Source organism: Levilactobacillus mulengensis, assembly GCF_003946045.1.
GTDB classification, from domain to species: Bacteria; Bacillota; Bacilli; order Lactobacillales; family Lactobacillaceae; genus Levilactobacillus; species Levilactobacillus mulengensis.
In genome coordinates this window covers 20,279-33,765 of the sequence record NZ_RHNW01000013.1, presented here as the reverse complement: position 1 = coordinate 33,765, position 13,487 = coordinate 20,279, and the positions used below count along the sequence as shown (strand labels likewise).

At 52.9% G+C, this 13,487-nt stretch carries 12 protein-coding genes and 1 other annotated feature; of the genes, 5 read left to right on the top strand and 7 right to left on the bottom strand.

Going from position 1 to position 13,487, the window contains the following annotated elements; translation table 11 throughout:
• Positions 1-208: 208 nt before the first annotated feature.
• Entirely contained in the window at positions 209-1,036 is an 828-nt protein-coding gene (locus tag EKM84_RS11060) for an NAD(P)H-hydrate dehydratase (protein ID WP_125765812.1), read from the top strand.
• A gap of 417 nt (positions 1,037-1,453) precedes the next feature.
• On the opposite strand, the gene EKM84_RS11055 is transcribed toward EKM84_RS11060, so the two are convergent.
• The gene (locus EKM84_RS11055) at positions 1,454-2,140 is read right to left on the bottom strand and encodes a pseudouridine synthase domain-containing protein (protein ID WP_125765811.1); all 687 of its coding nucleotides are present in this window, start codon (positions 2,138-2,140) and stop codon (positions 1,454-1,456) included.
• Positions 2,141-2,155: 15 nt separating this feature from the next.
• Complete coding sequence (locus EKM84_RS11050; RefSeq protein WP_125765810.1) at positions 2,156-3,796, bottom strand: putative polysaccharide biosynthesis protein; 1,641 nt, start codon at positions 3,794-3,796, stop codon at positions 2,156-2,158.
• Positions 3,797-4,031: 235 nt separating this feature from the next.
• Between EKM84_RS11050 and EKM84_RS11045 the strand changes: the two genes are divergently transcribed.
• Together EKM84_RS11045 and EKM84_RS11040 are read left to right on the top strand one after the other, a co-directional pair.
• Positions 4,032-4,352 (top strand): hypothetical protein, encoded by a 321-nt coding sequence (locus EKM84_RS11045; RefSeq protein WP_125765809.1) that lies wholly within the window; start codon positions 4,032-4,034, stop codon positions 4,350-4,352.
• Positions 4,353-4,888: 536 nt separating this feature from the next.
• Complete coding sequence (locus EKM84_RS11040; RefSeq protein WP_125765808.1) at positions 4,889-5,653, top strand: flavodoxin family protein; 765 nt, start codon at positions 4,889-4,891, stop codon at positions 5,651-5,653.
• Positions 5,654-6,293: 640 nt separating this feature from the next.
• Here the strand turns inward: EKM84_RS11040 and EKM84_RS11035 are convergent.
• From EKM84_RS11035 to leuS, 4 genes are all read right to left on the bottom strand, one after another.
• Positions 6,294-6,692 (bottom strand): hypothetical protein, encoded by a 399-nt coding sequence (locus tag EKM84_RS11035; protein WP_164511383.1) that lies wholly within the window; start codon positions 6,690-6,692, stop codon positions 6,294-6,296.
• A 20-nt stretch (positions 6,693-6,712) separates the two neighbouring features.
• A complete protein-coding gene (locus EKM84_RS11030; protein WP_125765806.1) occupies positions 6,713-7,384 on the bottom strand; it encodes an ATP-binding cassette domain-containing protein in 672 nt (223 codons plus the stop codon).
• Positions 7,385-7,394: 10 nt separating this feature from the next.
• Positions 7,395-8,153, bottom strand: coding sequence for a hypothetical protein (locus EKM84_RS11025; protein ID WP_125765805.1), 759 nt, complete (start codon positions 8,151-8,153; stop codon positions 7,395-7,397).
• A gap of 433 nt (positions 8,154-8,586) precedes the next feature.
• Complete coding sequence (gene leuS, locus EKM84_RS11020; protein ID WP_125765804.1) at positions 8,587-11,016, bottom strand: leucine--tRNA ligase; 2,430 nt, start codon at positions 11,014-11,016, stop codon at positions 8,587-8,589.
• Between the two features lie 71 nt (positions 11,017-11,087).
• Positions 11,088-11,289 (bottom strand) — a binding site (T-box leader).
• Positions 11,290-11,849: 560 nt separating this feature from the next.
• On the opposite strand from leuS, the gene EKM84_RS11015 reads away from it, so the two are divergent.
• Both EKM84_RS11015 and EKM84_RS11010 read left to right on the top strand, forming a co-directional pair.
• A complete protein-coding gene (locus tag EKM84_RS11015) occupies positions 11,850-12,488 on the top strand; it encodes a phosphatase PAP2 family protein (RefSeq protein WP_125765803.1) in 639 nt (212 codons plus the stop codon).
• Positions 12,489-13,055 (top strand): class I SAM-dependent methyltransferase, encoded by a 567-nt coding sequence (locus EKM84_RS11010; protein WP_125765802.1) that lies wholly within the window; start codon positions 12,489-12,491, stop codon positions 13,053-13,055.
• A 61-nt stretch (positions 13,056-13,116) separates the two neighbouring features.
• Here the strand turns inward: EKM84_RS11010 and EKM84_RS11005 are convergent, their stop codons facing one another.
• Positions 13,117-13,440 carry a MazG nucleotide pyrophosphohydrolase domain-containing protein gene (locus EKM84_RS11005; RefSeq protein ID WP_125765801.1) on the bottom strand — a complete coding sequence of 108 codons (324 nt, stop codon included), beginning with the start codon at positions 13,438-13,440 and terminating at the stop codon, positions 13,117-13,119.
• Positions 13,441-13,487: the final 47 nt, after the last annotated feature.

Genomic DNA, 13,487 nt, shown 5'->3' with positions numbered 1-13,487 from the left:
CCGAAAAAAGAGACTGCTAATTGCCGCAATGTTCATTCAGTGACCTACCGTCAATTCTAGCATACCGCCCCGCAATTGTAAGCCGATTTCATTGCGGAAATTTGTTATTCACTCGGTGAAGTAGCTGAGCGCTGTTCCGGTTGATTTGACACGTGCGCCTACGACCGGCCGTGCTATACTAAAATGGTGAACGAGGAGGCCCACTCATATGGAAACTTTAACCGATAAAATTTTAACCGAAACGATTCGCCAGCGCCCGGCGGACAGCTACAAGGGTACCTACGGCCGCATCACCCTGATTGGCGGCAACCGCAACTTTGGCGGTGCCATCCTAATGGCGAGCGCCGCAGCCGTGTACGCCGGTGCTGGGCTGGTCACGACCATCACCGACGCCAGCAATCAGGGCAGCCTGCACGCGCGACTCCCTGAGGCCATGTTCGCGGACATCACGGACTTTGCCCAAACACAATCGCTGATCAAGGGCACCGATGTGGTGGTCATTGGCCCCGGCCTCGGGACTGACAACCAGGCGCAGGCCGTGCTGGCCAATGTCTTCAGTGCCGTGATGCCCGAGCAGACGTTGGTCATTGACGGATCAGCCATCACGTTAGTCGCCCAAGACCATCTGTCGTTGCCGCAAGCCCACCTGATTTTCACGCCCCATCAAATGGAATGGCAACGACTCAGTGGCATCGCCATCGCGGACCAAACGGCAGTCGCCAATCGGGCAGCCGTGGATCAGTTACACGCCACGGTCGTGGTCAAGTCCCACCGGACTGAAATTTACACGGCGGACCAAACCTACGTCAATCCACTCGGTACCCCCGCCCAAGCGACCGGTGGCATGGGCGACACGCTCGCGGGGATGATCGGCGGCTTCGTGGCGCAATTCCATCCCACGGACCCGGCCGTTTGTGCCGCGGTCTACAGCCACAGTGCCATCGCTGAAGAGCTGGCACAGACGCAGTACGTGGTGTTGCCCAGCCAGATTGCGGCGGCCCTCCCCACGTTTATGAAACAACACGAAGCTAAATAACTTACACCATAAAATTAGCGTAATGACGGTTAGTTGAGACTTCCGTTCCCGGCGGCGGGCTCAAAGTGCCCTGCTGTGGGGCCGGTTCCAGACTGAGGGGCGGTCTTCCACCTCGACTTTGCGCCTGAGAAACGGTCGCAAAGGTCGTCCCATGGTCTTAGCTGAGAAAATCACTCAGCTAAGACCATCGACACAGCTGGTCGCTTTGGCCCGCCTCTGGTCACTGACGTAATATCGTTAATTATCAATAGTCTGATAGGTTACGTTGCTTTGTCCAGTCAACACTAAACTAGTCCATCAACAATCCATTCTCTGTATCAAGTAACACTAACCTCAAAACCAAATGCATACAGAAAAGGACTGATCAGCCTTCCCTCAGGGAATCACTGATCAGTCCTATTTTTGTCATTTTTAAGTCTAATTCTGTGTCGCAATCTTTTCCAACGAGCCCACCGCATCAATTTCCTCGGCGAAGAGTCCGCGGTACGTGCCGACTGGTAGATCCACCGGCAACGCTAAGGGACCGAGTGCCGTGCGGCTGACGGGGCCGTTCACGCCCGGCAAGGCGGTCAACGCCGCAATCCCTGCCGGCACATCGCTGGTTACCAGCGTCAGCGTCACATTCTGGTGCACCTGGTCCACGCTTGAGGTGACCTGCTTGAATGCCGCATTCGTTGTCAGTGTCGGCACCGTTGTCCCGCTCAAACTAACCTGTAGCGTGCTGTCCCAGTTCTGCGCCGTCACGTCGGCTAAGAAGTGCTCATCGTCACTGGCCACGACCAATCCCACCGCTTCCTTAGGCAAATCTGCCAAGGCTTTGAGTGACCGTTGCTGGTCTAACGCGTTGAGCAGGCTACCTAAACTCCGTTGACTGGTCGGCTCCAGATTCAAAACGAATCCCACCGGCTTATTAAACGCCAGATACTGGGGTTGCCGGCCCGTGACCGCTAGCCCATCGACGCGGACTTGGTCGGTCGCCACCACGTTTTCACGGGGCGAGTCCACCACAAAGTCGTTGACGGTGACTCGGCCCTGCCGCAGCAACCGGAAAATCTGACCCGGGGTGCCCTGACGATGTTCCGTTAAGTAACGTTCAATGTTCATCGCACTTTGCCTCCTCTAACGAATGTGCAACCGCCGCCGCAGCCCAGCAATTCGTGGGCCCAAAATGGAATCCGCTAATCGGGTTCGCAGAACGACGTACACGTAAAAATAACCGGCCACGATAACCGCGACCATCACAATCAAGAAGTTCATGACCCGGCCCTGACTGCCGCTGAAGGCCCCGACCCAGGCCACGAAGCGGGCTAAAATGTAGGTCCCAATCGAGGTCAACAGAATCCCGTTCGTCTTCTTGGCAATGTGGGCAAAGTTAATCCCAAATTGGACATCGAGTGAATGGATAATCAGGTAACAGGTCACGGTGAAACCAATCCCGGTCGCAATCAGTGGTCCAAAGGCCCCAAAGAAGTAAACCAGTGGCCACTGGACAATAAATTTCACGACGGTCCCGACTAGGAAGTACCGGACCGCGCGTTTATTTTGCGAAATCCCCTGCATCAGCGCGGAAACCACCGTGTACAGGCCTAGTAAAATCGACAAGTAAGACGAGAAGGCCAGGATGGAGGCGGCCAATGCGGCGTGTGACCGGCCATAAAAGACCAGGTTCAACGGACCAGCAATGGCGGCCATCCCCAACGCACTGGGAATCATGACGAATTCAAACATCAAAAACGCGTTGGATAGTTGCGCAGAAATTTCAGACTTATTCCCCCGCGTATACGACTCGGACAGTAACGGCACGACCGTCACGGCCAAGGCCGACGCGAGTGAAATGGTAATCATAATTAATTTGTTGGCGTTAACCCCGAACAACGCGAATAAGTCATTCAGGTGGGCATCCGTGTAGGTACCGGCCATGTGCATGATGGGCGCAAAGGTGTACTGGTCAATCAATTGGAAGATGGTAATGCCGGCCCCTAAAACGATAAACGGCACGGCTTGCGCAATGATTTCCTTATATAATTGATTGGCAGGGACCACTAACTCATTGTTACTGTTAGCTACTAAGTCGCGGAAATAATGCCGCCGACGCCAGTAGTAGACGCCCAGAATCAGCAGGCCACCCAGGGCCCCGATGGCCGCCGCAAAGGTGGATTGCGACACGGCCGTGACCCAGTTTCCATTCAAGACCCGCATGATAATGAAGGCCGTGATCAGCATGTAGGCGACCCGAACCAGCTGTTCCACGAATTGGGAAATCGCTGACGGCGCCATTTGCTGGAAGCCTTGGAAATACCCGCGCGTCAAACTCATCGTGGGGATGATCAGGATGGCCCAGGCCAGTGAGTGCAGGACGGGCACCAGGTGCGCATCGCCCCCGGTAAAGAGCGGCGCCCCCAAGTACATCAGCAGCGCGATGGAGATCCCGGTGACAATCGCAATTTCCAGCCCCCGTTTGTACAACCGGACACTAATGCCGTATTCATTTAAGGCATTGTAATGGGCCACCTGCTTGGCAATCGCCGAAGGTACCCCCGCAATCGCCGCAATCAGGAAGAAGCTATAGATGTTATAACCCTTCCCATAGAGCGCGTTACCCTGTAGATAAAATGCACCGAACCAGATATTCCAGGGAATAATGTACACGGCGCCGAGAATCCGAGAAAAAATACTCCCGGCCGTCATCCACGCCGACCCGGCAACCATCTGGTCTTGCGCACTTCCTTGGTTTCCGGTTTGATTTGACCTTGCCGCCATTTGACACCCTACTTTCAATTTCTAAAATTTCAAAATTCATCGTTTGTCCCGACCCGAAAATGGCCGAGCTAATCAAACAAACATTATACCATAGGATTTCCCTGGTAAATATCAGGTTTCGGTAAAGATTTCGGGATTATTGGCAGTTTCTCAGCATCTTGCTTACCGGATGCCACTAACAGTGGTATGCTTGAATTAGTCGAGAAACAGTAATTATTCAAGGAGGAATGCCAACATGACGCAGGCAACAGCTGGTTCCAGCGCAGCACCGAAGATGCAGATGTCACCAGAACGAGCAAAACAGGTCGTAACGATGACCAAGAGTATTCGGGCCCACTTCCCAGAGTTAGCATCGATTCCAGATGCCCAGTTAATTTATTCCACGTGGCGCAGCTTTAAGCGTATTGATCAGACGAATGATAGTGATTATCAAACAATGGCCAACGTCTTCTTCCACGAATTCGACCGGCATTTATTAAACTATCAACTCTCTAAGAGCGGCCAAGAAGCCGTTGTCAGTCATCGGTTCTTTGCTATTTTAACTGAAATCCTTTAGCGTTTGTTTCTCCCCTGTTAGCCAATTGGCCGACGGGGTTTATTTTTTTACGCTGGTGAAAATGGGTGCTCTGGCTTGCCGTTCCCGGCGGCGAGCTCAAAGTGCCCTGCTGTGGGGTCGGTTCCAGCCTGAAGGACGGGCTTCCACCTCAACTTTGCGCCTGAGAAACGGTCGCAAAGTTTGTCCCATGCTCTAAATAGAGAAAATCACTCTATTAAGACCATCGACACAGCTGGTCACTTTGGCCCGCCTCTAGTCACTCACATCGACCAGCCATTTTCACTAGCGTGTCCTCATAAACTTACCTTCGGCAGCCAATATTACATAACTAATAGTCCACTACCAAGTAGTCATCTGGACGTCCCTCCGTCTAAATTTGAATACTGAAATTACAACACTGAAGCCGCCTTATCGCCTGCTAAGTCAGTCTTTCAGAGGATTATCCGTTTCCAAATGCGGTATACTTATCCTGTGAATGACTTAGTGTGGCGACTTTTTTGTTACACTGAGAATGAGTGATAAGTGAGGCGATTTGTTTGCGTTATTTAGCATTGTTAGGCAGTCACGAACGCCAAGGCATCACCGCCGGCTATTTGCAGGCTGTTTTAGATGCCCTGCCCGCTTCGGCCGAGGTGGAGACCGTGTTTCTTCGGGACTACGACATTTACCCGGACACCAAGGCACAGGCCTGCCCGGCGTTGGATGAAATTGAAGCCAAGATGGCGGCCAGTGACTTCTGGATTGTTTGCGCACCAACCTATTGGGGCGGCATGTCCGGCGTGATGAAGCAGTTCTTTGACTGCATGCGATTCCGTTTAGTCAAAATGAATTCCGTGGCCGACACGTTACCCGGCAAATATAAGGATAAACATTACTTAAGCATGACCACCTGTTTCATCAGCTCCACGGAGAACTTCTTCACCGGCATCACCGACCAGACCTTCGTCACGATTGACCGCATCTTAACCGGAGCCGGTCTGATCAAGGTCGGCGAATTTGTCGGCACCGGAACGTGGGGGACCCACGCGCCCCGACCCGAAAAAATTGCCGAGTGTCAGCACTGGGGCAAGAAAATCGCTGACCGGCCACGAAAGGATGATAACACGTTGAAACGCTACATACTTTTATTCTTTATGATTGCCATCATGGCGCTGATCACCATGGGCCTGCAAGCCTGGTGGTTCGGGGTCTTTGCGGCTGGTAAATTCTGGCTGACGTACGCAACGTTTGTGGTGATTTTCTACGTGCTGCTGGCTAGCATCCTGCACTTCTTCACCTTCGTCCGTCACCGCCGGCGTTAAGCCAGTTCTAGTGCGTCTTACCGGACGACAAAAATGGACCGGAACGCGGTGGGCAGGACGCTAGAAGCCAAAGAGCGGTCTTCTAGCTTGTTTTGAGCCACAGAATCATGTCTCAAAATCACCAATTAAAGAAGCGGCTAGCCGCTTTTTTAATTCCCACAGCTGAGTCCATTTTTGCCGTCCTCACGGCTTAGACTGGCTTAACCCCGGCATTTCCCTTGTTTTTATCCTTTCCGTTTTAGGGGAAACACCTAACACTACTATTTAAACAACTTCCAAACAGTAGTGTTAGGTAAGCAATCCACGGGTTAAACCAATATTAGCCGCAGGGCTGGTGAAAATTGGGCCAGTCGTGGGAGTGACCAGAGGCGAGCCAAGGTGCCCGGCTGTGTCGGTGACCTTGGCTGGAGTTATTTTCCAGCCTAGTTCACGGGACAACCTTTGAGACCGCACCTCAGGCTCAAAGTTGAGGTGGAAGCCCGCCCTTCGGCTGGAACCGACCCCACAGTAGGGCTCCTTGAGCGCGCCGCCGGGAACGGACGCGACCAGGCCCAGTTTTCACCAGCCTGGAGGCGAATAAAATTGTTCAACACTAAAAGGGTGATGACTGAGCCGGTTGGCTGGGTCATCACCCTTTTTGCTAGTCCTCATAATGTGCCTGAATCGTGGGACTGGCCACCAACTTGCCAACGACCGTCAGCGATTTAATGGCTCTAAACAGGTTATCTTCCTGGCGAATCTGTGACAGGTCCAGCCGCCCGACGATGAACAGTTGACTGGCACCCTTCCGCCGCAGACGGTCGTTGATGTCCTCGTCGGTGTACGTATAATTGCCGACCAGGGTTTCCAACGTGCGGCCGTGAAATGTTTCCGCATTGACCGTTTGAATGATAGCCCGGTTGGCCTTTAATTCCTCTTTGATGGCCCGCTGGATGAATTCTGTGCGTGAGTGCACGATCCCCTGGTCAATCAGCAAATCAATTTGAGCCAGCTCCGTGGCCGACAATGTCATAAACACTCTCTTTGAATCTTGCATCATCGCTGTGCCTCCCCCAATTTTTAGGCATCCGTTTTCAAATAAGCATCCTCCAACGTCTCGGCGTCGGTCTCGGCCATTAACTCGGCCGGACTGCCACTAAACGCGATGCACTGGCCCGCCAAAACCAAGACGTGAACGTTTTCCGTTGGCAGATTGCGGAACTGGTGCGTCGTCATGATGACGGTCTTGCCCCGCGCGACCAGCTGCTTAATCTGGTCAATAACCGCGACGGCCACCTTCACGTCCAGTCCGCTCTCGGGTTCATCGAACAGATATAAATCGCGTTCCAGCTGACAAACACCCGCCAACAAGACCAACTGCCGCTGACCGCCCGACAGGTCTTTTAATCGCGTTTGCGCAATCACCTGAAGATTCGCAGGTAACTGGTCGACTTGAAAATTCTCTGATGGTCGATCCAGATCCGCCATCATTTTAATCGTCTCAAAAACCGTGGCGGTCCCGGTGAACGGTGCGCCCTGCATGTGATAAGCGATGCGCTGCATGGCTGGGAAGCCGGTGAATGGTAAGTGTCGTTGCTCGCTGACTCCGGAAATCAAGTCGAGGAGCGTCGTCTTGCCCACGCCGTTCACGCCTAAGAGAATATTGAGCTTCCCCGGTTCAAATGTCGCCGTTAAATGGTCAAATAGTTGGCGACCATCGGGTAACTGGTACGAAAAACTTTCAATTTGCATGGTGCGCCTCCTAATAGCGACTGGTGTACGACTGTAGCTTCATGTGCCGGACGGGGTAGAAACCCACGGCCAAGTAGAACAGGGCAACGACGCCCAACACGCCCAGCATCATCCCGGTCGCCGGCCCCATCAAATTAAACAGCATCCCGTACGCCACAATCATGTAACTGCAGGGATTCAGGGCCGTCAACACGATGCCCAACGCCGAATCCGGATTAAACGGCAGATTGATCAGGAGCATTCCCAGGAAAATGTACCCCATCATCATGAGCGACACCACGTTGAGCTTGATTGGCAGCATCAAGATAAAGTTCGTGAAGCCCGCCACAATCGGAATCAACAGGAAATTCAGCAAGAAACCGCCCACCATCAAGGGAGCTAGACTCAGTGAGGCCGGATTTAACAGCAGCACGATGATGTCAAACACCACGATTTCAACCTGAATAAATACAATCTGGACCAGCAAATTACTGTAGAAAATCAACCGCTTGTCCCCGGCGATAATCGTAAACATTTTTAGAAAATTGCTCTCTCGCATCCCAATCAGCCCGAACTGAAACCCGTTCAGCACGCCAACCAGGACGATGTAGGCCCAGTACCCCAGTAATTGATACGCCACGTTGTGTAGGCCAAATGGATGGCCACCGGAACTAACGGTCGCAATCACAAAGTAAATCGTGGGCGCAACCAACGTGTAAAAAAGAATCGCCTTCTCGTCCCAAGTCTGCCGCAACTCAAAGCGACTAAGAATCTTCAATCTTCGCCACATTCCGAATCCCTCCTCACTGTCACCAACGCCGTCAAACAAAAAGATCCGCATTGATGACCCTCATTATCCACATCAAACCTACCATGCCAAACAAAAAGTGCCAGCCACCTTCGATTAGGAAAGTGACTGACACTTAAGTTTTCAAGTAGATTGTGATTAACCTAGTTATATTGGGCTCATTTCATAACGCTGAAACCAATCCAACGCGCACCAAGTAACTTCAACACACAGTCCTAGCCGAAGGCGGTCAGGTACAGAACCCCCTGTGTCGGTATTCTTAGGCCGGCGACTTTCCGGTCTTAGAATACGGGACGTGTTGTAAGACGCATTCTTCGCGGCTTACAACCGAGACCGAAGACCGCTCTGTGGCTTCGGTCGGTCCCCATAGGGGGTGGCGTACCTGACCGCCGAGGCGGCAAGGACAGGAGTTGCCTTAGTTGGCGACGATGTTGACGAGCTTGCCTGGGACGACGATGACCTTCCGAACCGTCTTGCCATCCGTGTGAGCCTTAACCGTCTCATCAGCCAAAGCTTGGGCTTCGATGTCGTCCTTAGCAGCGTCCTTGGCCACCTTCAAGTGGGCCCGGACCTTACCGTTGACCTGAACGACCATTTCGACCACGTCTTCAACCAATTGCTTGGCATCGTACGTTGGCCACTTGGCGTAGGAAATCGTGTCGTCGTGACCCATCAATGCCCAAAGTTCTTCGGCAATGTGGGGAACGATTGGCGAAATCATCTTGACGAAACCTTCCATGTAGATCAATGGCAGGCTGTCGGCCTTGTAGGCTTCGTTGACGAAGACCATCAATTGAGAAATGGCTACGTTGAAACGCATAGCCTCGAGGTCTTCACTCACCGTCTTAACGGTTTGGTTGTAGATCTTATCCAACGTACCATCGTTGATCATCGTGACCCGGTCACGCAGATGGTTGTTATCATCGATCAACAGACGCCAAACGCGGTCGAGCCAACGCTTGGAACCGTTGATACCTTCCGTACTCCATGGCTTGGAAGCTTCTAATGGCCCCATGAACATTTCGTACAGACGCAGGGTGTCGGCCCCAACCTTGTCGACGATTTCGTCGGGGTTGATGACGTTACCCTTGGACTTGGACATCTTTTCGTGGTTGGTCCCGAGGATCATCCCTTGGTTAACCAGCTTTTGGAAAGGTTCCTTGGTTGGCACGACACCGAGGTCGTACAGGAACTTGTGCCAGAACCGCGCGTACAGCAAATGCAGTACGGCGTGCTCGGCCCCACCAATGTAGAGGTCGACTGGCATCCAGTATTTCAGCTTCTCAGGATCAGCAATGGCCTGGTCGTTGTGTGGATCGATGTAACGCAAGAAGTACCATGAACTCCCCGCCCATTGTGGCATGGTGTTGGTTTCACGTTTCCCTTTACGTCCGTTTTCATCCACGACGTTCACCCAGTCATCCAGGTTAGCCAATGGACTTTCACCGGTCCCAGAAGGTTCGAGTTGCTTAGCTGCGGGCAGCTTCAATGGCAATTCGTCTTCCGGAACCAACGTGGTCTCGCCATCTTCCCAATGAATCACGGGAATCGGTTCACCCCAGTAACGTTGACGGGAGAAGATCCAGTCTCGCAGACGGAAGTTGACCTTCTTGTGGCCAGCCTTGTGTTCCTCCAGCCAGTCAATGGCCGCAGCGATGGCGTCCTTCTTGTTCAAACCGTCCAGGAAGTCGGAGTTGATATGCTTGCCATCGCCCGTGTAGGCAGCGGCTTGCACGTCGGTATCGTCATCCCCCGCAATCACTTGCACGATTGGCAGGTTGAATTTTTGAGCAAATTCGTTGTCCCGGTCGTCATGCGCAGGCACGGCCATGATGGCCCCAGTCCCGTAGGAAGACAACACGTAATCCCCAATCCAGATTGGTAATTTCTCACCGCTCATTGGGTTAATTCCATAGGCCCCAGTGAAGACCCCGGTCTTGTCCTTGTTCAAATCAGTCCGTTCCAGGTCAGACTTGCTGTCAATGGCCTGTTGGTAAGCCTTAACTTCGTCGGCATGTTCCGGTGTCGTGATTTTTTCAACCAAGGCATGTTCTGGTGCTAAGACCATGTAGGTCGCGCCAAACAAGGTGTCAGGACGCGTCGTGTAGACTTCGACCTTGGTATCTTCCTGCCCAGCAACGGGGAAGAAGACGCTGGCCCCTTCGGAACGGCCAATCCAGTTACGTTGCATTTCCTTGATGCTGTCCGGCCAGTCCAGGTCGTCCAAGTCATCCAGCAAACGGTCAGCGTAGGCCGTGATCTTCAGCACCCATTGCCGCATTGGCACGCGGTAAACGGGATAGCCACCCCGTTCCGTCTTCCCATCGACAACTTCTTCGTTGGCCACAACAGTGCCACCCATGAAATCAGGCGCCCAGTTGACCATGATCTTGTCTTCGTAAGCCAGACCCTTTTTGTACATTTGTTCAAAGATCCACTGCGTCCACTTGTAGAAGGATTCATCAGTCGTGTTGACCTCGCGGCTCCAGTCGTAAGAGAACCCAAGTGAGCGGATTTGTCGTTTGAAATTCTTGATGTTGTGTGCGGTGAAGTCCTTGGGGTTGTGCCCCGTCTTCAAGGCGTATTGTTCAGCGGGCAGACCGAAAGCGTCCCAGCCCATTGGGTGCAAGACGTTGAAGCCCTGCATCCGCTTCAAGCGGGCCATGATGTCGGTTGCCGTGTAACCTTCGGGATGACCCACGTGGAGTCCTTGACCTGAAGGGTATGGGAACATATCCATCACGTAATACTTCGGTTTGCTTTGATTGTCAGAGGTCTTAAATGTTTCATTGACCCGCCAGTAATGTTGCCATTTGCGTTCAATTATTTGGTGTTCGTATGCCAAATCGTTCGCTCCCTTTCTCAATTTCAACGTCGAGCCACAAAAAAAGCCCCCAGAAGCCCAAAATTCAGCTTCTGTAGGGCGTGTCAGCGCGGTACCACCTACATTTCCCCGGTCTTGTACCGAGGCTCATTAACGGCTGATAACGTCGCCAAACGCCCACTTTGCAGCGGAGAAGACTCCGAGACAAGTTCGTTCGACCGGGTAACGGATTCACAGCGACCATCCGCTTGCTGAATACCCCGTCAAACTACTACTTCTCATCAACGTCTTTGCTTAATCAGATTGTTTTCATCTTAGCAAACCCCTTCGCGAAAAGCAAGGGCCAGCCCGGCATTTCCGCGAATAATTCCATTCTGTTCTGTGTCCTAAAACAGTGCCTCCGGGCCGGTGAAAATGGGCCGGGACGCTGTGGGCGAACGGCGGAAGCCACAGGGCGGTCTTCCGCCTTACTTTGAGCCGCTGTCGCGTCTCAAAGATATCAATTACCTAAGCGGCTAGGATCGCCGCTAAGGTAATTCCCACGGCTGAGTCCATTTTCACCGGCCCTGCGGCGTACACTAGTTTGGAGCGTCAGAACCACGTTTCACTTTCTTTAAGTTTATTAGACTCATTCACCCCTTAACAATTTCAACTACCTATCTCCGCCCTTATTTCATCCCCAGTATATTTGAGTCCCAGTCTATATTAATTTTTCAATAGGCAATCAACTCAGCCGCTTATTCGTGACCCCCCTGTGCTATACTAAAATTATTATCAGAAGAACTGGCCACACCTTCGCATCAACATTAGTCAGTTCTTACGTCATGATTACATTTCACAGGAGGTCTCCTTTTTTGACGACCATTTCACAAACCCGCTGGCGCTTTACCTGGGCCGCGGGAATTCTCTTTTTAATTGACCTTTTCGGCGTTATCTTCCAGCAATCGTGGCTCAAGGCGTTTGACCAGCTGATTATCGGTTGGATTCGACAGCCCTTACCCACCGGCTTGACGCACGCCATTATCTGGATCACCCACTCCGGTAATCCCAAGCCCGTAACCTGGGTCACGCTACTACTACTTGCCGCCTTAGTGATCCTCCGACGTTATCGGGGCGCGCTGTTTTTGGCAGTCAACGTCCTAATCTGGGCGGGGATCGGCAACAGCGTGATTAAACATCTGGTCCAACGGCCGCGGCCCACGGTTGACCGCCTCGTCAGTGCCAGCTCCTACAGCTTTCCCAGCGGCCACTCCATTACGGCCATGCTCCTGTGGGGTTCGCTGATTGTTTTACTGGGCTGGTCGTTGCGCCAGCATAAAAATTCGCGCTGGGTGGTGACCCTCCTACTGAGTATCTGGATCGTCATCATTGGCCTGACGCGAATCTACGTGGGCGTGCACTACCCGACCGACGTGATTGGCGGCTGGTCGCTCGGTTTTGTCCTCCTGACTTTGACCCAATGGTACTTAACCCGTTATGGAGATGCTTTATAAATGAACTTACCAAATGCCTTAACTTATAGTCATACACTTTTAACTGAAATCGTTGGTCCCGGCATGACCGTGGTTGACGCCACCGTTGGTCAGGGCCACGACACCCTCTTTCTCGCCAACTTAGTCGGTAAGACCGGTCGCGTCATCGGCTTTGACATTCAACAGGCCGCCCTCGACGCGACCCAGCAGCAATTAACCTTGACTGGCCTCGGCGCTCAGGTCGAGCTCCACGCGACCGGCCACGAACACGTCGGTGAGTTCCTAACGCCCGATGAACCCGTCACGGCGGCCGTGTTTAACCTGGGCTACCTGCCCGGTGGTGACAAATCCGTCATCACCCGACCGGAAACCACGTTGGCCGCGGTGAAAACGTTGCTACCCCACCTGCCTCGTGGCGGCCGCATCATCCTGGTCGTCTACGCCGGTCACCCCGGTGGCCCCACAGAACGCCAGGCCGTGGTGGACTTCTGCCAGGCACTGCCGCAAAAGGCGTATCAGGTCCTGCAATATGGTTTTATCAATCAAATTCACACCCCACCGTTCCTGCTCGCGATTGAACGACGGTAAGCAAAAACGTTAGCCACTATCCCCACCGGGACATTGGCTAACGCTTTTTCGTTTCAGCTATTTATTTTTCGGTGTGAAATCGCTTGGTCAATTTATCCTGGCTGGCCTGCAACAGCTGCTGCGGGTCGACGCCGTACTGACTGGCGACCATCAACACCTGATCCAAGACGTCCGCCAGCTCTTCTTGCAAATTGGCTTCCCAAACGGCCGCCGACTTGTGCGCCTCGCCGGGATGGTCGCGCCCAATCTCAATGGCGCGAACCGCCCGCGCCAGTTCACCGACCTCTTCCGTCAAGAAATTCAAATGGATGAAGGGCGAGTAATCATACCAATTCCGTTGCTTGTAAAAGTCCACTAACCACCGTTGATGTTCATCAATCTCCATGTGACGACCTCCCTGTCTGCCGTGAAAATTTGTCGCTCCTCTAACAG